Genomic DNA, 18,667 nt, shown 5'->3' with positions numbered 1-18,667 from the left:
CTTGTGGTGCGTGGTGCTGAGGTCAGCTGCCCACGGCGCCGTTGCCCGACAGGACCGGGATGTTGTCCAGGATGTGCGACAGCGGCTCGTCGCCCTTGGCCTGGGTGGAGTTCTCGGTGCACTGCTGGTTCTGCGGGGCCGAGAGGATCGGCACGTCCTGCAGGACCGTGACCGGCACGAGGCCGACCAGGGAGGCGGCGTTGACCTTGGCGGGCAGGCCGACACAGGGCTTGTTCAGGCTGCCCTGAACGAGGGAGAGCTGGGGGCTCATGTCGCCCTTGGTCTCCTGGTTGCCGTACTTCTGCACGGCGCCGTTGCCCTGGGTGGTGGTGACACCGTCGTCGTTGCCGATCGCCATCGCCGGGGTGGCGACAGCGGCGGTGGCACCGGCGAGGGAGGCGGCAACAGCCGCGGTCGCCCACAGCTTCTTCATGTTCAAACCCTTTCGGAGGACGGACTCCCGTTGCGGAGCCGCACGATGATCAACTGAGTGATGACTGGTTTGGTTGCGGCCTTTACCCCGTATGGAGCAATAAGTCGGCTCGCGTGTAAGCAAGTTGGCTTCCTCGCCCGGGGACGCGGCGGGTGATCCGCGGCGGGTCGCTCGGCAGGGGCTGCTGTCCGCGGGGGGACCAGCGGACGGGCCGCGCGCAGCTTCCCGAACTCCTCGGCCGCCTTCCGTGCGTCCCGGCGAGGCAAACCAACGGGCCGCCGAGAGATCGGCGGCCCGCTGTGCACGTCCGCGAGGTCAGCTGCCCGCGGAGCCGTTGCCCGACAGGACCGGGATGTTGTCCAGGATGTGCGACAGCGGCTCGTCGCCCTTCGCCTGGGTGGAGTTCTCGGTGCACTGCTGGTTCTGCGGCGCGGAGAGGATCGGCACGTCCTGCGCGACGGTGACCGGCACGAGGCCGACCAGCGAGGCCAGGTTCGCCTTGGCCGGCAGGCCGATGCAGGGCTTGTTCAGCGAGCCCTGGATGAGCGCCATCTGGGGGCTCATATTGCCGTACGTGGCCTGGTTGCCGTAGACCTGCTCGGCGCCGTTGCCGTTCGCCGTGGTGACGCCGTTGTCGTTACCGATCGCCATCGCCGGGGCGGCGACGGCAGCCGAGGCTCCGACGACGGAAGCGGCGACAGCCGCAGCAGCCATAACCTTCTTGATCACTTGCGTGGTCCCTTCTGGAGTAACCCCGTCCACCGGAGCGACCTGAACAACTGGCACCGGGCCGCATGGTTGCTCCGATTCACTCCAATGGCCCAGATGAATCCAACCGGGTGAAGCCACGCAACCAATCCGGCCGACCTCTGTTGATGGGGGAGCAGGAATTGTGTCTCTGCCAGGAAAGGACCGCAGAAATGCTCAAGAAGGCAATGGCTGCGACGGCTGTCGCGGCTTCCGTCGTCGGCGTCTCGGCGACGGCCGCCCCGCAGGCGCTGGCCATCGGCAACGACAACGGCGTCACCACGGTCAACGGGAACGGTGCCGAGCAGGCCTATGGCAACGCCAAGACGGCCGGCGACATGAGCCCCCAGCTCGGGCTCGCCCAGGGCGACCTGAACAAGCTCTGTGTCGGCCTGCCGGTCAAGGCCAACGCGGCCTCGATCGTGGGCGTGCTGGTGCCGGTCACCGTCCTCCAGGACGTGCCGGTCCTCTCGGCCCCGCAGAACCAGCAGTGCGCCGAGAACTCCACCCAGGCCAAGGGTGACGAGCCGCTGTCGCACATCGCGGACAACATCCCGGTCCTGTCGGGCAACGGCGCCATCGGCAGCTGACCGTCCGTCAATAAAGCGGCCGGGTTGGCCCGTACGGAAAATTCGTACGGGCCACCCCGGCCGTTTCGTATTGCCGCCTTCTTCCTGACTCCCCTTGAAGAGAAGCGTTTCTGCATCTGTGCGGCCATCGCGTCAATTAGGTGCCGACGATCGAGTGAATTGTCAGGTGACACGCGTTCTTGAGTTTCTTCCTGCGTCTATCCCTCGTTTTACAGGCTGCAGGTCATGGTGGGCATGACCGCAGAGAAGGGAACGTTCATGAAGAAGAGTGCTGCTGTTGTCGCCGGTGCGATCATGGCTCTCGGTATGGCCGCCCCGGCCTTCGCCGACGCCGGTGCCGAGGGTGCCGCTGTCGGTTCGCCGGGTGTCCTCTCGGGCAACGTGGTCCAGGTTCCCGTGCACATCCCCGTCAACGTGTGCGGCAACTCGATCGACGTGATCGGCCTGCTGAACCCGGCGTTCGGCAACACGTGCGTCAACGACTGACGACGTAACACACCAGCCGTTCCGGCTGTGTCACGGCCGGCCTTGGACACGTTTCGTTCCAAGGCCGGCTTTTTTTCCCACTTCTTCAAGCAGGAAGACAACGAGATTGCGACAGACCCTGGGTAAGGGAATGGTCGCGGCGGCCGCCGCGACGAGCATTCTGTCCCTGTGCGGCAGCCCCGCCCTGGCCGATTCGTACACCGGCGGCGCTGCCAAGGATTCGCCGGGCGTCCTGTCCGGCAACAGCATCGACGTCCCGATCGACGCACCGGTCAACGCCTGCGGCAACACCGCCGACGGGGTGTCCGGGCTCAACCCGACGTTCGGCAACTCCTGTGCCGGCGGCAAGGAGGAACACCGGCACGGCGGTGAGCACGGCGGCCACCACCGGTGGACCGAGCCGTCGTACGGAGACTCCGACGACGACTCGGGCGATGACTACGGGTACGGCTCCGGCTATGGCCACGGGCACGACTACGGCCACAACTACGGTCACGGTCATGGCTACGGAGACGACTCGGGCTACGGCTCCGGCGATCACTCGGGCTACGGCTCCGGTGACTCGGGCCACGGCATTCCGGAGGACTGTGAGGAGACGCCACCGCCTCCGCCTGGCGGGCATCACCACACGCCGCCTCCGCCTGGCGGGCATCACCACACGCCGCCTCCGCCTGGCGGGCATCACCACACGCCGCCTCCGCCCGGCGGCCACCACCACACGCCGCCTCCCCCTACGGGTGGGCATCACACGCCGCCGCCTCCCACCGGTGGGCACCACACTCCGCCTCCCCCCACGGGCGGACACCACACCCCACCGCCTCCTACGGGTGGGCACCACACCCCGCCGCCCCCCACCGGCGGGCACCACACGCCGCCGCCTCCCACCGGCGGCAACCACACCCCGCCGCCCCCCACAGGCGGGAACCACACGCCTCCGCCCACCGGTGGGAATCACACCCCGCCGCCCGTTCTGGCGCACACCGGCAGTGAGGCCATGCTGGCCACTTCCGGTGCCAGTGCCGCGCTGATCGCGGGTGGCATGATCCTCTACCGGCGAGGCCGAGCCGCGTCCCGTAGGTAATACGCACGGGGTGCCGGACGTCACCGCCCGGCACGCCCGCGCCGTCAGCGTCGTACGAAGGCCGGTGTACCCCGTCGTCCGGGCGCCGGGATCATCCCGCCGCGCGGCTCCGAGCGCAGTCGGCGTTCGACTCCCCGCGCCAGCGCGCCCGCCGTGTACGTGGCGCCGTGCACGAAGCGCATCGCCGGGCCGAAGCCCGAGGCGGTCACCAGGCCCGCCATGAAGAGGCCGGGGTGCGAGGACTCGAAGTCCCGGCCGACCTCGGGGGAACCGTCGCCCACCGTGGCCAGGGAGCCCCTCAACTCGCTGGAGAGCAGCCCGAGTCGGTTGGTCGTCGCCTTGAACCCCGTTGCCGCGATGACGTGTTCGGTGTCCAGGGAGCGTGTCCCGCCCGCCCGGCTCACCGTCTCCAGACGGACCCCGCCCGGCACCACGTCGGCCGCCGCGACCTCATGGCCGAGCAGCACCTCCACCACCGGCTCGACCCGGTCCCGCACCCACCAAGCACCGGCCGGACCAAGGGCGTTCGCCGCGATCCCGGCCCGGGTCGACTCCGGCAGCCGGCGGAAGAGGCCGGGGCGCTCGGAGTAGAACCAGTTGCGCCAGCCGGGGCCCAGGCCGCTGTGCGGGGAGCGGGCCGACTGCCACCACGGGCGCTCCCAGGCCGGCGGCACGTCGTTCCAGGACAGTTCGTCCGTCCGCGCCAACACCCGTACCCGCGTGCCCTGTTCGGCGAGCAGTGCCGCCGTCTCCAGCGCCGCCTGGCCGCCGCCGATCACCGTGACGTCCTTGCCGCGGAAGTCGTCCAGCGCGCTGTGGTGGCTGCTGTGCGAGACGAGAGACCGCCCCAACCCCCTTAGCGCCGACGGGATTTCGACGAACGGCATGACACCGACCGCGAGCGCGACGGTCCGGGCGTGCAGCACCCTGCCGTCGTCGGTCACCGCCTCGAAACCACCCGGCACCGGCGCGATCCGCTCCACCGTCCGCTCGTCCACCTCCGGGACGGCGTTGCGCGCGAACCACAGGCCGTACGAGGCGAACATCTCGACCGGGATCGGCTCCCCGTGCCGGGCCTCCACGCCCTGGGTCGCGCAGTACCCGGCGAGTGGCCAACGGCCTTCAGGGTCCGACAAGTTGGAGGCCCAGGGCTCCGACTTGAGGAACATGCCCCGGGGCATGTGGTCGCGCCAGGACGCCATCGGCCGGCCGAAGACCCGCAGGTTCAGCCCGGCGGCCGCAGCGTGGGACGCGATGGACAGGCCGTACGGGCCCGCGCCCACCACCAGCAGGTCGTACATCAGCAGCTGCTCGCTTTCTCGTCATCGGTCAACTTGGTCAACTCGGCCGGTTCGACGGGCGTGTTGGGGTGGCTCTCGCCTGCCTGCCGGACCACCCGCGCCTCCGCCGGACGTGCCGCCGGGGCCGGTCCGCCCAGCCGCTCCCGCAGCTTGCGCAGCACATGCCGTCCCCACAGCCCCCACATCGCGCGGCCCGGACCCGGGTCGTCCGGCGAGTGCCAGGCCAGCTCGCGTCCGCCGAGCATCGGCCGCAGTGCGCTGAGCGGCGCGTAGTTCTCCACCACGAACGACCGCCCCGGCCGCGGCGACCCGTCCGGCAGCGGACGGTGGGTCAGATCCAGGTGCAGGGCGCGGACGACGTCCAGGCCCGCGGAGTCCGCGAAGAGCCGGAACTGGGCGCCGGGCCGCGGGTTGAAGTCGAGGAGGTGATAGTCGCCGGTCGTGCCGCAGCGGCGGAAGTCCAGGTCGAAGATGCCCCGGTAGCCGAGCGAGGCGGTGAGACGCTCGGCGAGCGCCTGCACCTGCGCGTTGGGCGTCCAGCGGCCCACCGCCGTCAACCCCGCGCCACGCGGCCAGGCCCGTTGCTTGCGGCCGGGGCCACCGCCGCGCACGGCGCCGGACCGGTCGGCGTACCCGTGGAAGAACCAGTCACGGTCGGGCCCCGACGGCAGGAACGCCTGCAACAGCAGTCGGCTGCCCGCTTCCTCGGCGCGCAGGAACAGCTCGCGCGCCTCCTGCCCGCTGTGCACCACCACCGTGCTGCGCAGCCCGGTCCCGGCCGGCACCAGCCAGGGCCGGCTCCACTTCGCGACCACCGGCAGCCCCAGCTGCCACGCGGCGCTCGCCGCCTGCGCCGGGCTCTCCGGGATCAGCGTCACCGGGTGCGGGATGTCCGCGCCCGCGCACACGGCGGCCAGTTCCGCCTTGTCCGCGACCCGTTCGGGCAGCGCGCCGGGCTGCTGCGGCAGCAGGTAGGAGGGCGCGAGTTCGTCACTCAGTCGGCCGACCGCGACGGCACTCGCGTCGTCCATCGGGATCAGTACGGCCGGACGCGCGATCCGCGCGGCCACCCGGCGGAGCGTGCCGGCGATCTCGGCGGGCGTCGCGCCGGGCGGCGGCGGGGGATGCATCTGGCAGACAAAGCGGGAGCTGCGCACGGGACTTCCGGTGGAATCGGCGACCACATGCACCTCCACTCCCGCCCGGCCCAGCGAACGCACGGCACCCAGTGTTCCGTGGTGAAAGGGATTCCGGTCGATCCGCAACAGAACTGCGGGGACACGGATGTCGAGCAGCGACACGGACTGTTTCCTTCGGTTCGGTTCACCCGTGCGGGCGATGGAGGAACTCGGAAGCCGTAACGGCGGTGGCGTAATTCATATTCATATGACTGAGTGTCAGTAGAAGGAAAAGCAAAGTCGGAACGGAGTACGAGAGTGGAGAGAGGAGCAGGCATGGCCCCACAGCAGCGACGGTCCCGGACCGGACGACTCGCCTTCATCGCAGCCACGGTCGCCGCGTCGGCGGCTTTCGCGTCGGGTCCCGGGTTCGCGGCGGGGGTGACGCGGGTCACTGATCCGCCTGCTCCCGTGACCACCCCGACCGCGGCCACCGCACCCACGACCCCGGCCGTCGTGGAACCCGCGAAGGCACCCGAGGCCACCAAGACCTCCGAGCCGAAGGACGCCCCCGCCTTCGGAGCCTTCCTCGACTCCGGGGCTCGCGGTGTGGCCCGGATGGCCGCGCTCAGCAGCTGGCTGGGCGGTGCCGAACTGCGCGTCGGGCACACCTACCTGCCCGGCAACCACTGGAGCGACATCGAGGGCGCCCCCGGTCTCCTCGACGTGTGGGCGGACTGGCGTACCGAGAAGTCCGACCGGATGCTCGTCCTCAACGTGCCGATGCAGGAGCACAACGAGGACGGTGTCTCCGACTGGCAGGTGCGGCAGCTGCTCCAGCAGGGCGCGGCCGGTCAGTTCGATCAGCACTTCAAGGCCCTCGCCGAACGGCTGGTCGACCTGAAGGTGCCGGACACGGTGATCGTGCTCGGCTGGGAGATGAACGGCACCACGTACACCTCTCGTTGCGGGCCGGACCCGGAGGCCTGGAAGAAGTACTGGAACAGGATCGTCACCACGATGCGCTCGGTGCCGGGCCAGAAATTCCGGTTCGACTTCGATCCGACCCGTGGCCGGGACGCCGTTCCCTGGACGCAGTGTTATCCGGGGGACGGCACGGTCGACATCGTCGGAATGGATTCGTACGACCAGCCGTCCGGGCTGACGTTCGACGAACAAGTGAAGGAGCCCTACGGACTTCAGGCACATGTGGACTTCGCCAAATCCCACGGCAAGCCCATTTCCTATCCTGAATGGGGACTCTTCCGAAACGGCGACAACGCGGAGTACATGAAGCGCATGCTCGCCTGGATGGACGAGCACAAGCCGCTGTACAACACGGTCACCGACTACTGCCCGCACGGTGTGTGGCAGTGCTCCGAGAACCCGAAGTCGTCCCAGGTCTACCGCTCGGTCCTGTTCGGCCGCACCGAGGACCCGACCCCGACTCCGACACCTACTCCGGTTACTCCGGAGCCGACCAAGCCGCCCACGCCCACGACACCGACCACACCCACCACACCCACCACACCGCCCACCCCGACGCACCCGGCCAACTGCTCGCCGGTCGAGCTGGGCGACTGGGTGGAGTACTGGCTCGGTGGGAAGCTGTGCGTGAAGTTCGACTGGTGGCAGCGCGACCGCTGAACCAGAGGTGGCGGCGGGCCGCTCACGGTCCGTCGCCACCGCGTTCCTTCCACTTCCGCACGAGCACCTTGCCCCGCCGGCGCGCGGCGACATCGCAGACGACCGCCCCCATCAGCGGCGCCGTCCGCCGCCGGGCCAGCAACAGCCGCTGGTTGACGACCGGTTCGGGCCGCCAGTGATGCTTGTACGGCTCGTCCCCGCGCAGCAGGCTCAGCGTGCGGGGCTCGCCCGCCCCGGTGTGCTCGGCGCACGCGTCGAGCAGCATCACCGCCACATCGGCCTTCCGCTCCCGCAGCCGCGGATGCGCGCCGTAGAGATAACCGCCCGCGAGCCGCCGCGACAACAACGTCAGATCTACGGCGACCACGTCCTCGTCGAGCCGGAACTCGGTGACGACGGCGTCCCCGGAGCGCACCATCGGCCCGACCGAGCGCACCAGGTGTTCGCAGAACCGGGTCTGGAGATGCTCGGACGTCACCTTCCGCCCCTGCCACTGGAGTTCGTGCAGCTCCAGCAGCCGCCGTAGCGCCGAGTCCACGCCGTCCGGCTGTACGACGTGACGCTCGACGCCGAGCGCGGTCAGCTTGCGGAGTTTGGCGCGGACGCGTTGGGCCTTGGAGGAGGGGAGCCGGGCGACCAGGTCGGCCATCGGTACGGCGGGCAGTTCCAGGCACAGCGAGTCGTGGACGCGGCGGCGGGGGCCGCGCCAGCGGTCGTAGACGCGCTCGACCGCGCCGCCGGGGCGCACCTCGCGGAAGTCGATCAGCGCGGTGCGGGCGGCGGACGCGAGACCCTCGGTGAGCGCGGCCACGGCCGGGTCGCCGTGCTCGTCGTCCAGCAGGACGTCCCCGTAGTCGGAGATCGCGCCGCCGAGCGGGACCAGCGCGGGCACCGGGCTGCGGACGAGCATCAGGGGTGCAGCGGCGACGAGTTCGCGGCCGTCGCGGACAACGAGCAGGCGCAGTCGGCCCGTTCGGCCGTACGACAGCCACCAGGAGTGCAGCCAGGCGTGGGACTGGAACGGGGTCGCCGCGCCGCACTTCTGGTACAACCGGCCCCAGGCCGGGGCCAGTTCGGCGAACTCCTGGGCGTCCGTGACGAGTTCGGTCGAGTACACCGGTGTCACAGCACGTCGGCCGCGGTGGCCGGGCTGGGCACCGAGGCGGGACGGCCGGTCTCGTCCGTGGTCCGGCGCGGGCGGACGAGCAGCAGCAGGCCGCCGAGGAGACCGCCCGCGCTCGCGCCGACCAGGCCGGTCACCGCGGCCGAGGCCGAGGTGGGCGCGGTCGGCTTGATGGCGCGGGCGAAGGTCTGGAGTTCGACGTGGGTCGCGGCCTTGGCGTCGTTCGCGTGCACGGTCAGCGAGCGGGACACGGCGTTGGCCATGTCGGCGGCGACGTCGGCGCGCGAGGAGGTGGCCGTGACGGCGACCATCGGCGCGTCCGGCGAGGTCGCCGTCTGCACGCTCGACTGGAGTGTCTTCACCGGCACGCCCGCCCACACCTGCGCGTCCCCGAGCACCGCGAGCTGCGTGGCGACCCGGCCGTAGGCCTGCGCGAAACCGAGCGCTGTCGCGGAGTCGGCCTTGTCGGTGGGGACGGCGATGACGTAGCTGGTGGCCGTGTACGTCGGGCTCTTGACGACGCCGTACGCGCCGCCGAGCAGGCCGCCGGTCACGGCGCCGGCCGCGAGGAGGGACCAGGCCGGGAGGGCTTTCGCGCGGCTGAGGGGGAGGTGCTGTCGGATCTCGGTCATGAGGAACTGGCTCCCTGGGATGCGGGGGACGGCGACGAGGTGGATACCGCGGCCGCGTACACGTCCATGAGGTGGGCGGCGCTGCGGGTGATGCAGTAGTGGTGGGCGGCGTCCGGGGCGGTGCGCGGACGCGGGCCCTGCGCGCGGGCCGCCGCCAGCGCGCGGGCGAAGACCTCGGGGCCGCCCTGCACCCGCCGGGCGGCGGCCGCGGCCTGTGGGGGGAGGTCCTCGATGGCGGGGCAGGAGGCGTAGAGCACGGGTAGCCCGGACGCCAGTCCCTCCACGACCGCCAGGCCGAAGGCCTCCTCGGGGGACGGCGAGGCGAGCAGGTCCATGGCGGCGGTGAGGGAGGGCAGGTCGGGGCCCGGGGTGCCGTCGGGTGTGTAGGGGCGCTCGCCGGTGAACAGCACCCGGTCGGCGACCCCGCAGTCGTGGGCCGTGCGGCGCAGGAGGTTCTCCTCGGTGCCGCCGCCTACCAGCAACAGCCAGTAGTCGTCCGGGAGTTGGGCCAGGGCGCGGATCAGGACGTCGAAGCGTTTGCCGGCGGCGAGGCGGCCGATGCCGCCGACGACGTACGCGCCCTCGGGGAGGCCGAGCCGCTGGCGGGTGCGCAGGCGTTGGACCGGGTCGAAGCGGAAGCGGTCCAGGTCGATGCCGTTGGGGACCACTTCGATACGCGGCCCGGGCACGCCCCAGCGCTCCAGGCGTTCGGCGACCGTGGGGGACACGGCGACCGTCGAGCGGCCCAGGCGCTCGCTCGCGAGATACAGGGCGCGGACCCCGGCGCTGAGGCTGCGGCCCTCCATCTGCGAGTCGCCCAGGGAGTGTTCGGTGGCGACGACCGCCTTCACGCCCGCGATCCGGGCGGCGAGCCGGCCGTAGACGCAGGCGCGGTAGAGGTGGGTGTGGACGAGGTCGTAGCGGCCGGTGCGGATGATTCTGACCAGGCGGGGGAGGGCGGCCAGGTCGCGGTTGCCGGTCATGCCGAGGTGGTGGACGCGCACCCCGTCGGCGGTCAGGCCGGCGGCGACCGCGCCCGGGTTGGTGAGCGTCACGACGTCGCAGTCGACCGGCAAGTGCCGGATCAGCAGCCGGAGTTGCTGCTCCGCGCCGCCGACGCCGAGGCCGGTGATGATGTGCAGGGCCCTCATGCGAGCCCCTCCACCGGACGCCGGCGCAGGCGGTGCAGCCGGTACTTGAGGAAGAGGCGTACGGCGGTGTCGTTCTGGCCGATGTGGAGGCGGGGGAGCGCGTGCGGGCCGTTGAGGTCGCCGGGGTCGATGGCGCAGGCGTAGGTGTAACCGGCCTCGCGCACGGCGTCCATGGCGCGGGCGTCGATCGTGCCGTAGGGGTAACAGAAGCCGTCGATGGGGGAGTTGAGCAACTCCTGGAGCCTGGTGCGGCTTTCGGATACCTCGGCGCGCAGGGTGGCGTCGTCCGCCTTCGTGAGGTCGACGTGGGTCAGGCTGTGGGAGCCGATCTCCACGCCCTCGGCGGCCGCTTGGCGGATGCCGTCCGCGGTGAGGAGGGGTTTGCGCGGGCCCAGCGGGTCCCAGGCGTTGTCGCCGCCGAGCCTGCCGGGGAGGACGAAGAGGGTGGCGCCGCAGTCCCAACGGGCCAGCAGGGGAAGGGCGTTGGCGACGAAGTCGGCGTAGCCGTCGTCGAAGGTGAGACCGACCAGGCCGTGGCCCTCGCCCCGGGCGCGGGCGGCGAGCAGGTCGGCCATGGACACCCCCCGCAGACCGCGCCTGCGCAGCCAACTCAGCTGCTGCTCAAGGCGGTCGGGGGTGACCGTGATGCGGTAGGGGTCGTCGGAGCAGTCGCCTACGGAGTGGTACATCGCCACCCACGGGACCGGGCCCGTGGCGCGTCTGCCGGTGGTCGGGGAATCAACGGGAGCGGCCATGGATGAGCCTTCGTGTGACGGAGCGTACGGTTTCCAGTGCGGGTGCGAAGCCCTGGGCGCCCAGGGCCCAGCCGAGCAGGACGAAGACGACGGTGACGGTCGTGCAGCCGACGGTGAGACCGAGCAGCGGCGAGGGCAGCGCGTGGGCCACGAACGCCCCCGCGATCGTCGCGACCACGGCCGCGCGCACCGGCCGGCTCAGCTCGATCAGGACCTGCCGGGTGCGGAGCGGGACACTGCGCGGGCCCGATCCGTAGAGCAGGAGCAGAGCGGTGAAGGTGATGCCGGTGGCGTTGGCGACGGCGATGCCGATGACGCCCCAGGGGCCCACCGCGCAGGCGCCGATCCAGGAGGTCACGACGATGCCGGCGGCCATCGCGCCGACCGGGTACCAGGTGGGGCGGCCCGCCGAGAAGTAGGAGCGGACCAGGACGCCCACCAGGGTCTGGCCGAGCAGCCCGAGGGCGTACACGCGCATCACGCCGGCCGTGGCGGCGGTGTCGTGAGCGGTGAACGCGCCGCGCTGGAAGAGGAGTTGGATGATCTGCGGGGCGCAGGCGATCACCGTGGCGGCGCCGAGCAGCACCAGGCAGGCGGCGAGCGCGAGGTCCCGCTCCACGCGGTTGCGGGCCTTCTCCGTGTCGCCCTCGGCGAGCGCCCGCGCGACCACCGGGAAGGTGACCGTGCACAGCATCATCGAGAGCATCATCGGCATCTGGGCGACCTTCTGCGCGTAGTTCAGGTGCGAGATGGCGCCGGCCGGGAGGTGCGAGGCGAGGAAGCGCTCGATGAGGACCTGGGACTGGCGGCACAGGGCGAAGAGCAGCACGGTGGCCATCAGGGCGAGGTTCATCGGGCGGGCTTCTGCGGGGCCCGTGTCCGGGGTCGTGGGCTTGTGGCTCGTCAACTGGCGCCACAGGGCCGGGAGTTGCGTCAGCACCATCAGGACGCCGCCGCCGGCCACGCCGAGGGCCGCCGAGCGGACGCCCCAGTGGGCGCCGAAGGCGTACATCCCGGCGATGATGCCGATGTTGTACGCCACGTAGATCGCCGCCGGGGCCACGAAGCGGCGGTGGGCTCGGAGGGCCGCGCTGCAGTAGCCGGCGAGGCCGAAGCTGAGGACGCAGGTGGCGGTGATGCGGGTGCAGCTGATGGCGAGGGCGGGGTTCGGGAGGCCGGGGGCCAGGGCTTCGACCAGGTAGGGGGCTGTGCCGATGAGTAGCGCTGATACGGCGATGAAGGCGAGGGCCAGGCGGGGGAGGGTGGTTGCCACCAGGGCTCGTACCGGGTCGCCGGGGGCGCCTTGCGCTCTGCGGGCCAGGGCCATGCTGAACGCTGGGATCAGGGCGAAGGCGAGGCCGTCTTCGATCAGGAGGGTGGCGGCGAATTCCGGGATGGTCCAGGCGACGAGGAAGGCGTCTGTTTCGCTGCCGGCGCCGAAGAGGCGGGCCAGGGATTGGTCTCTGGCCAGGCCTAGGAGGGAGCCGGTGAGGGAGAGGGCGGCGGTGATCAGTGCGGCTTTGGCGAGGAAGCTGCGGGAATCGGGGGTGGGGGTGTCTTCGGAGGTGCGGGCCGGTGGCAGTAGTGGGGTGGTGTCGGTTGTTGTTTGGGTGCTGCGCCGTGGGGGCTGGTCGCGCAGTTCCCCGCGCCCCTTGAGGGGGTTGGTGTTGGCCTGTGTGTTGCGCTCTGCGGCGGAGTCGCTGGTTGATACAGCCCCGCGCCCCTTGAGGGGGTTGGTGTTGGCCTGTGTTGGAGGCTTCACCGTCATCGGGTCAGGGCCCCTTCGGGGGTCGCTCGCACCGGAGTTGTCGCCGCCGGCCGGTCCTCAGCCGTCGCCCCAACCAGTGACCACCACGCCACCACGCCGAAGACCACCGCCGTCAGGACCGTCGACGGGCCGCCGATGTCTGCGTACATGAAGTCGATCAGTTGCCAGGTGAGGAGGCCGCTGGAGACCAACGCGCAGTCCAGGCCCGGGAGTTTGGTGCGGTGGACTCGGAACAGGCCCCGCAGCGCGCAGACCAGGAGGGCCAGCCAGCTGCCTGCCAGGGTGACGAGGCCGATCAGGCCCTGTTCGCTCAGGACCAGGAGGTACATGTTGTGCGGGGAGAGGAGGGGTTGTTTGAGGAAGGCGGCGCCCGCGCCCTCCGTGTCGCTGCCTGAGGACAATGCCAACGAGGCGTTGCCGTCCCGGTGTTCGGGGAAGCCCTTCAAACCGACGCCGGTCAGCGGGTGTTCGCGCCACATCGCCGTTGCCGCCGCCCACATCGTGTAGCGGTCGATCACCGACTGGTCGGGGGCGTCGGTGACTTGGGTGATGCTGTCGATCCGCTCCTGGAGCATCGCCGTACCGACGCCGAAGCCGCCTACCAGGACCACGCCCGCCGCTGTCACTGCCGCGGCCACCTTCAGGGCGCGGCGCAGGCCGGCCAGGGCCAACTGGATCGCGCAGGTCGCCGCCGTCGCGATCCAGGCGCCCCGGCTGAAGGAGAGGGCGAGGGGGATCAGGAGGGCGAAGGCGCAGGCTGCCGCAACTGCCCGTTGGCGTGCGTCATTTCGGCCAAGGGCCAGGGCCAGCGCGCAGATCAGGCCGAAGGACACGACCGTCGCCATGCCCATCACGTCGGTCGGGCCGAAGGTGCCCACCGCGCGGATGTCCTCGCCCTGGTAGGAGGCGCCGGTCGCGGTGACGTACTGCTTGACGCCGATCCCGCCCTGCCACAGCGCGAGTGACACGAACGACCAGGCCAGGAGGCGGAAGTCGCGGCGGTCGCGGATCAGGAGGACGACTGCCGCGGGGACCAGGACGAAGATCTGGAGGTAGCGGCCCAGGCCGCTCAGGCCCGCGCCCGGTGAGGACGCGCCCATCGCGGCGATCGACAGGCCGATGATCGGAAGTCCCATGACTGCTACGGCAGTTGGGGTGAGGGGGCGTTGCCGGTCGCGGAGGAGGCGGATTCCGCAGTACAGCACGACGAGTCCGGAGACCGCGTCGGCCGGGCCGGCGCCGCTCTCGCCCGGGGTGAGCGGCAGGCCGAGCAGGGCGATCACGGCGACGACCGGCAGGACCGGGGCGAACGTGCGCAGGCGGTGGTTCACGGCTCAGCTCCCGGTCGGACGGACGAGCGCGGTGACCGTGCGGGCCAGGATGCAGATGTCCTGCCACAGCGACCAGTTGTCGATGTACGCGTTGTCGAACCGGCAGCGGTCCTCGATCGAGGTGTCGCCGCGCAGCCCGTGGATCTGGGCGAGGCCGGTGATGCCGGTCTGCATCCGGTGGCGGGCCGCGTAGCCGGGGTAGGTCTGGCTGAACTGCGCGACGAAATAGGGGCGTTCGGGGCGGGGGCCGACCAGGCTCATGTCGCCCCGGAACACGTTCCAGAGCTGGAGCAGCTCGTCCAGCGAGGTCTGGCGCAGGAAGCGGCAGAAGCGGCTCATCTGCAGCTCGCCCGCGACGCTCCAGCGGGTCGCCGCCTCGTGCTCGTCGACCGGGCGGTGCGTGCGGAACTTCAGCAGGGTGAAGGGGCGCCCGTCCTTGCCGATGCGCTCCTGCTGGAAGACGACCCCGCGCCCGTCGGTGAGACGGAGCACCACCGCGCACACCAGCAGCAGCGGGCTGACCAGGAGGAGCAGGGTGCCGGACGCGAGGACATCCAGCGCGCGTTTACCGAAGCTGCCCGCCCTCCGCGACCCCAACTCCAGCCTGCGGCAGGCGAATCCGGCGAGCTGGTCACGCATCTCGTACGAAGGTGAGTCGGCGTCGACCTCCCAGACCACGCAGCCCGACTCCGCCAACGCCCGCAGCAGCGGCCCGCGTTCGGACCGTACCGAGGGATGCACGGTGAGGACGGCCCGGACGCCGTTCTGGATGAGGGCGCGCTCGACCTCCTCGCCGGTGGTCAGGACCGGCAACCCCTCGGTGCTGTCCGGGTGTTCGGCGACGATGCCGATCGGCTCGATCCCGCACTTCGGGTGCCGTAGCACCGCCGCCGCCACGCGTTGCGCGGTCGTCGCCGGGCCGATCACCAGAGCGGTGCGGGGGCGGTTGAGGAGTACCTTGCGGCGACGGCTGTGGACCGCGCCGCGGGCCACGCAACTGGCCGCCGTTTGCAGGGCGAAGCCCAGGAGCAGGGTGCGTGCGGAGAGCGCGCGGTCGGGGGCGTAGGCCGCGGTGAGCGTGCCGAGGGCGAGCCAGGCGACCGCGATCCGGCCGCAGACGGCGGGCAGTTCGTCGAGGACGCGCGGTACGGACCGGGGCAGATGCGGGCGCAGCAGTATCGACCCGGCGATCAGCAGGGCCACCAGGAGTGGACGGCGCTGGCTGCCGGTGAGGGCGAGCGCGCCCAGCAGGGCGGCGCCGAGGTCCGCGCCGAGCAGCGGCAGCGGTGAGACCGGCCGCGCGGGCGGTCTGCGGACCGGGAACCGGAAACCGCCGCCGGTGCGGCGGGGGATGACCGAGACGTTCGAGAATCCGTGGTCCCGTGGCTGTCCGCCGGGGGAGGGGACGGTGCTTTCCGCAGTCACGAGTGGATGGACTCCCTGCACTCGGTGGGCACGACGGACGTGTCCTTTTCTTTCGTCTCCGGGGCGCCGCCGAGCAGATCGCGATAGACCCCCGCGACCGCTTCGGCGGTGTGCCGCACGTCGTGCGTGGACTGGACGTACCGGCGCCCCTGGTGGCCGAGGGACTCGCGCAGCAGCGGATCGAGCAGCAGCTCGGCGACGGCCCCGGACAGCACCGCGGGGTTCTCGGCCGGCACCAGACAGCGCGGGGCGAGACCGGCCGGCAGGCTCTCGCGGGCGCCCGCGACATCGGTGACGACGACGGGCCGCCCGCAGGCCATCGCCTCCAACGGGGCCAGCGCCATGCCCTCCCAGCGTGAGGGCAGGACCACCAGGTCGGCGGCCTGGTACCAGGGCACCGGATCGGCGACGGCGCCCGCGAACAGCACGGAATCCGGGGCGAGTTGACGCAGCGCCTCCCGGTCGGGCCCGTCGCCGACGAGTACGAGCCGCGCCTTCGGCACCCGCCGGACCACCTCGTCCCATGCGCTCAGCAGGACGTCCTGGCCCTTCTGCCGGCACAGCCGCCCGACGCAGACGACCAGGGGAGCCGCCGGATCGACCCCGGCGAGTTGCTCGATCCCGGCCCGTACGGTGTCCACGGCCGCGGGGTGGAAGTGCTCGGTGTCGATCCCGTTGGGGAGCACGCTCCAGCGCCCCCGGACCCCGGCCCGCAGCCCGGTCGTCCGCTCCGCCTCGCTCACGCACAGCGTCCGGGTGGACCACCGCGCGCCCCACCGCTCCCAGCCGACGGCGAGCGCGGCGGTGACCCCGCCGACCGCCTCGAACGACCAGGCGTGCGGCTGGAACACGGTCGGAATCCGCCCTCGTACCGCGAGCCGCCCGGCCAGACCTGCCTTCGCGCTGTGCGCGTGCACCAGATCGGGCCGCACCTCCGCGACCACCCGGGCGAGCCGCCGTACCTCGGAGACGAGCGCCGGACCGGGTGACCGGGTCGCCTCCCACAGGCGTACGTCGGCGCCGAGCGCCCGGACCCCGTCGGCGAGGATGCCGCCGGCGGGGCAGGCGACCGTGACGTGCAGGCCCGAGGCGAGCTGAGCCCGCGTCAGATCGATGACGACACGGGCGACCCCGGCGTCCACGGGCTGGGCGAGGTGCAGGACCCGTGGCCGAGTGTCGGTTGCTGGTGGGTGCATTGCGCGGTTTCCTCGCTCACGGGTGGCGCTCGGGACTGCGGGCGGGAACGCGCCTCACTGCTGGGCGTCGACGGCGACGAAGAGCGCCCCGAACCACGCCGCGTCCCGGTGGGAAACGAGCCGGAAGGCCAGCTGGTCACCGCCGGGACGCAGCGCCTTGCCGAGATCGAACACATCGGAGTCGTAGCCGAGCGTGTTCGCATACGCGGGCGCACGCTCCGAAGGCGCCGCCGCCGGGTCGCTGATCGTGGAATTCAGCACGTCGTCACGGGGGTTGGCACCGTCACCGAGCGCGGTGGCGTTCGTACGACCGGTCGAGAGAGTGAGCGAATCCCCGGTACGGCCGCGATCCCCGTCGTACGCCACCACGCCCGCGCGTCCCCCGGCGTGCGCGGGCACACGCACCCCGCGCATCCGGATCTCCGCGCCGGTACGGGAGTCCATCGCGTCGAAGCCGTCCCACAACTCCAGCCGGCGCAGCGGCTCCTGCGGTTTCTCGTACGCCACGACGAGCGTCCAGCCGCCCCAGGCACCGGTCGCCGACTTGCCCATCGCCGTGTTGATCTGGGCGACCGTGTAGAGGCCCGAACCGCTCTCCCGGACCAGCTTCGTGACGTCCGCCGAGGCCTGGAACGCGTCCGCGCCGCCCGCCACCCGGTGCCCGACGACCGTGTCCGCGAGCACCGCCTTGTACTCGCCGCCGGGCTCCGCGATCAGCACCCGCCCGTTGTCCTTGGGCGGCTTCTGCTCGCCCACGCGGAGGTTGCCGCCCCAGTACAGGCGCGCGTACGTGGCCCGGGCGCCCTCGGGCAGCCGGACCTCCGCGCGGGAGGAGTTGTAGGTGTTCGGGTCGCTGTCGATGTCGACGTAGAACATGTCGAAGTCGCCGTTGACCGCCGACTGTCCCTCTCGTACAGCCGGGCAGGAGGCCGAGTTCGCGCGGCAGCTGATGGAGGTGTTGGCCGCGCGGACGATGCCGCCGTGTTGGAGCGCGTGGTAGCGCTGGGCGAAGGGGACGCGCGCCGCCTCCGTGGGCGGGGCGGATGCTCCGGAGGCGGCCGGGGCCCAGATCGTGACGAGGGCGAGAGCGCCCGTCGACGCCCGGCGCAGCAACGGACCCAGGGAATTGCGCATGACCGGCGGTGCCCTTTCGGGAAGTACGGCCCCTATATGCGATTTGCTGGCTATAGGGGTACTTCGGGAGGTGCGCAACTCTAGTGGCTATCCGTATTAATCCGGCGAAACGCAACAAGTGTGTCGGAATGGTGAAGTTGGGCCCTCTGGGAGATCACCCCATTGGCGGCACAACCCCTTTGGGCGCCGCGCGTTGACACAGCGCCGGGCATCCCCGCCCGGGTGTTTGTTTCAACCCCAAGGAGCACCTCTCCATGTCGCGTATCGCGAAGGGCCTGGTCCTGACCTCCGTTGCCGCCGCCGCCATGGCGGGCACCGCCGGCATCGCCGCCGCCGACAGCGACGCGCACGGCGCGGCCGCCCACTCCCCGGGCGTGCTGTCCGGCAACGTCGTGCAGGTGCCGGTCCACATCCCGGTCAACGTCTGCGGCAACACCGTCAACGTCATCGGCCTGCTGAACCCGGCCTTCGGCAACACCTGCGTCAACGACTGACGTCCGCGCGCATCACTTCGTCCGGCCGTTCTCCCGTGGGGTCTCCACGGGGGGACGGCCGGTCGGCGTTCGGCGGTGTTGCCCCGAATGGGCGGTAGCGGTCCCGGTCCGGCGCTTCGGTCTTGACATGGCCCTCACCAGGCACGACGTCGACTGCGCGGTTGACGGGCGGTCACCCGGCGCGTCCGACCGGTTGCAGATGGTGGTGAGCGCTTTCACGGTGGGCTCAAGATCCGAAGCACCACCGAAAGGAAA

18 protein-coding genes are annotated in these 18,667 nt (G+C 71.3%); 5 read left to right on the top strand and 13 right to left on the bottom strand.

All coding sequences use genetic code 11. The features are described from left to right. Positions 1 to 22: 22 nt before the first annotated feature. Both OG588_RS17555 and OG588_RS17550 read right to left on the bottom strand, forming a co-directional pair. Positions 23 to 433: a rodlin gene (locus OG588_RS17555; protein WP_365300600.1), complete on the bottom strand. Its 411-nt coding sequence runs from the start codon at positions 431 to 433 to the stop codon at positions 23 to 25. A 315-nt stretch (positions 434 to 748) separates the two neighbouring features. Next, the gene (locus OG588_RS17550) at positions 749 to 1,162 is read right to left on the bottom strand and encodes a rodlin (protein WP_328683251.1); all 414 of its coding nucleotides are present in this window, start codon (positions 1,160 to 1,162) and stop codon (positions 749 to 751) included. A 191-nt stretch (positions 1,163 to 1,353) separates the two neighbouring features. Between OG588_RS17550 and OG588_RS17545 the strand changes: the two genes are divergently transcribed. From OG588_RS17545 to OG588_RS17535, 3 genes are all read left to right on the top strand, one after another. Continuing rightward, positions 1,354 to 1,770 carry a rodlin gene (locus OG588_RS17545; protein WP_405948118.1) on the top strand — a complete coding sequence of 139 codons (417 nt, stop codon included), beginning with the start codon at positions 1,354 to 1,356 and terminating at the stop codon, positions 1,768 to 1,770. A 258-nt stretch (positions 1,771 to 2,028) separates the two neighbouring features. Continuing rightward, positions 2,029 to 2,256: a chaplin ChpD gene (chpD, locus tag OG588_RS17540; protein ID WP_033284615.1), complete on the top strand. Its 228-nt coding sequence runs from the start codon at positions 2,029 to 2,031 to the stop codon at positions 2,254 to 2,256. Positions 2,257 to 2,362: 106 nt separating this feature from the next. Further along, positions 2,363 to 3,337, top strand: a complete 975-nt coding sequence (locus OG588_RS17535) for a chaplin (protein ID WP_405948117.1) — start codon at positions 2,363 to 2,365, stop codon at positions 3,335 to 3,337. A gap of 44 nt (positions 3,338 to 3,381) precedes the next feature. Here the strand turns inward: OG588_RS17535 and OG588_RS17530 are convergent, their stop codons facing one another. Beyond that, positions 3,382 to 4,638, bottom strand: a complete 1,257-nt coding sequence (locus OG588_RS17530; RefSeq protein ID WP_405948116.1) for an NAD(P)-binding domain-containing protein — start codon at positions 4,636 to 4,638, stop codon at positions 3,382 to 3,384. Then, a complete protein-coding gene (locus OG588_RS17525; RefSeq protein ID WP_405948115.1) occupies positions 4,638 to 5,939 on the bottom strand; it encodes an ATP-grasp domain-containing protein in 1,302 nt (433 codons plus the stop codon). The genes OG588_RS17530 and OG588_RS17525 overlap by 1 nt, the downstream gene beginning before the upstream one ends. Positions 5,940 to 6,092: 153 nt before the next feature. Between OG588_RS17525 and OG588_RS17520 the strand changes: the two genes are divergently transcribed. After that, positions 6,093 to 7,403, top strand: coding sequence for a glycoside hydrolase family 26 protein (locus OG588_RS17520; RefSeq protein ID WP_405948114.1), 1,311 nt, complete (start codon positions 6,093 to 6,095; stop codon positions 7,401 to 7,403). A gap of 22 nt (positions 7,404 to 7,425) precedes the next feature. Here the strand turns inward: OG588_RS17520 and OG588_RS17515 are convergent, their stop codons facing one another. The 9 genes from OG588_RS17515 to OG588_RS17475 are packed head-to-tail and all read right to left on the bottom strand — an operon-like array spanning position 7,426 to position 17,918. Next, the gene (locus OG588_RS17515; RefSeq protein WP_405948113.1) at positions 7,426 to 8,520 is read right to left on the bottom strand and encodes a GNAT family N-acetyltransferase; all 1,095 of its coding nucleotides are present in this window, start codon (positions 8,518 to 8,520) and stop codon (positions 7,426 to 7,428) included. A gap of 5 nt (positions 8,521 to 8,525) precedes the next feature. Continuing rightward, a complete protein-coding gene (locus OG588_RS17510; RefSeq protein WP_405948112.1) occupies positions 8,526 to 9,158 on the bottom strand; it encodes a lipopolysaccharide biosynthesis protein in 633 nt (210 codons plus the stop codon). Beyond that, the gene (locus OG588_RS17505; protein ID WP_405948111.1) at positions 9,155 to 10,309 is read right to left on the bottom strand and encodes a glycosyltransferase; all 1,155 of its coding nucleotides are present in this window, start codon (positions 10,307 to 10,309) and stop codon (positions 9,155 to 9,157) included. The genes OG588_RS17510 and OG588_RS17505 overlap by 4 nt, the downstream gene beginning before the upstream one ends. Continuing rightward, on the bottom strand, positions 10,306 to 11,064 hold the full coding sequence (locus tag OG588_RS17500) for a polysaccharide deacetylase family protein (RefSeq protein ID WP_405948110.1): 759 nt from the start codon (positions 11,062 to 11,064) through the stop codon (positions 10,306 to 10,308). The genes OG588_RS17505 and OG588_RS17500 overlap by 4 nt, the downstream gene beginning before the upstream one ends. Further along, positions 11,048 to 12,832 carry a murein biosynthesis integral membrane protein MurJ gene (gene murJ, locus OG588_RS17495; protein ID WP_405948109.1) on the bottom strand — a complete coding sequence of 595 codons (1,785 nt, stop codon included), beginning with the start codon at positions 12,830 to 12,832 and terminating at the stop codon, positions 11,048 to 11,050. Before murJ ends, OG588_RS17500 begins: the two co-directional genes overlap by 17 nt. Beyond that, a complete protein-coding gene (locus tag OG588_RS17490) occupies positions 12,829 to 14,163 on the bottom strand; it encodes an O-antigen ligase family protein (RefSeq protein WP_405948108.1) in 1,335 nt (444 codons plus the stop codon). The genes murJ and OG588_RS17490 overlap by 4 nt, the downstream gene beginning before the upstream one ends. Before the next feature lie 3 nt (positions 14,164 to 14,166). After that, positions 14,167 to 15,588: an exopolysaccharide biosynthesis polyprenyl glycosylphosphotransferase gene (locus OG588_RS17485; protein WP_405948107.1), complete on the bottom strand. Its 1,422-nt coding sequence runs from the start codon at positions 15,586 to 15,588 to the stop codon at positions 14,167 to 14,169. Next, a complete protein-coding gene (locus OG588_RS17480) occupies positions 15,585 to 16,784 on the bottom strand; it encodes a glycosyltransferase (RefSeq protein ID WP_405948106.1) in 1,200 nt (399 codons plus the stop codon). The genes OG588_RS17485 and OG588_RS17480 overlap by 4 nt, the downstream gene beginning before the upstream one ends. 54 nt (positions 16,785 to 16,838) lie before the next feature. Beyond that, a complete protein-coding gene (locus OG588_RS17475) occupies positions 16,839 to 17,918 on the bottom strand; it encodes a DUF3344 domain-containing protein (RefSeq protein WP_405948105.1) in 1,080 nt (359 codons plus the stop codon). Between the two features lie 254 nt (positions 17,919 to 18,172). Between OG588_RS17475 and chpG the strand changes: the two genes are divergently transcribed. Next, positions 18,173 to 18,412: a chaplin ChpG gene (gene chpG, locus OG588_RS17470; protein ID WP_019065678.1), complete on the top strand. Its 240-nt coding sequence runs from the start codon at positions 18,173 to 18,175 to the stop codon at positions 18,410 to 18,412. Positions 18,413 to 18,667 lie beyond the last annotated feature (255 nt).

Origin of the sequence: Streptomyces prunicolor (assembly GCF_045162825.1) — a bacterium.
Classification (GTDB): Bacteria; Actinomycetota; Actinomycetes; order Streptomycetales; family Streptomycetaceae; genus Streptomyces; species Streptomyces prunicolor.
This window is presented reverse-complemented; position numbering and strand designations above follow the sequence as displayed.

Excerpts from the sequence above, each read along its gene's own strand:
- OG588_RS17555 (WP_365300600.1), bottom strand. The coding sequence starts at position 433 with ATGAAGAAGCTGTGGGCGACCGCGGCTGTTGCCGCCTCCCTCGCCGGT.
- OG588_RS17545 (WP_405948118.1), top strand. The coding sequence starts at position 1,354 with ATGCTCAAGAAGGCAATGGCTGCGACGGCTGTCGCGGCTTCCGTCGTC.
- chpD (WP_033284615.1), top strand. The coding sequence starts at position 2,029 with ATGAAGAAGAGTGCTGCTGTTGTCGCCGGTGCGATCATGGCTCTCGGT.
- OG588_RS17530 (WP_405948116.1), bottom strand. The coding sequence starts at position 4,638 with ATGTACGACCTGCTGGTGGTGGGCGCGGGCCCGTACGGCCTGTCCATC.
- OG588_RS17520 (WP_405948114.1), top strand. The coding sequence starts at position 6,093 with ATGGCCCCACAGCAGCGACGGTCCCGGACCGGACGACTCGCCTTCATC.
- OG588_RS17510 (WP_405948112.1), bottom strand. The coding sequence starts at position 9,158 with ATGACCGAGATCCGACAGCACCTCCCCCTCAGCCGCGCGAAAGCCCTC.
- OG588_RS17505 (WP_405948111.1), bottom strand. The coding sequence starts at position 10,309 with ATGAGGGCCCTGCACATCATCACCGGCCTCGGCGTCGGCGGCGCGGAG.
- OG588_RS17500 (WP_405948110.1), bottom strand. The coding sequence starts at position 11,064 with ATGGCCGCTCCCGTTGATTCCCCGACCACCGGCAGACGCGCCACGGGC.
- murJ (WP_405948109.1), bottom strand. The coding sequence starts at position 12,832 with ATGACGGTGAAGCCTCCAACACAGGCCAACACCAACCCCCTCAAGGGG.
- OG588_RS17480 (WP_405948106.1), bottom strand. The coding sequence starts at position 16,784 with ATGCACCCACCAGCAACCGACACTCGGCCACGGGTCCTGCACCTCGCC.
- OG588_RS17475 (WP_405948105.1), bottom strand. The coding sequence starts at position 17,918 with ATGCGCAATTCCCTGGGTCCGTTGCTGCGCCGGGCGTCGACGGGCGCT.
- chpG (WP_019065678.1), top strand. The coding sequence starts at position 18,173 with ATGTCGCGTATCGCGAAGGGCCTGGTCCTGACCTCCGTTGCCGCCGCC.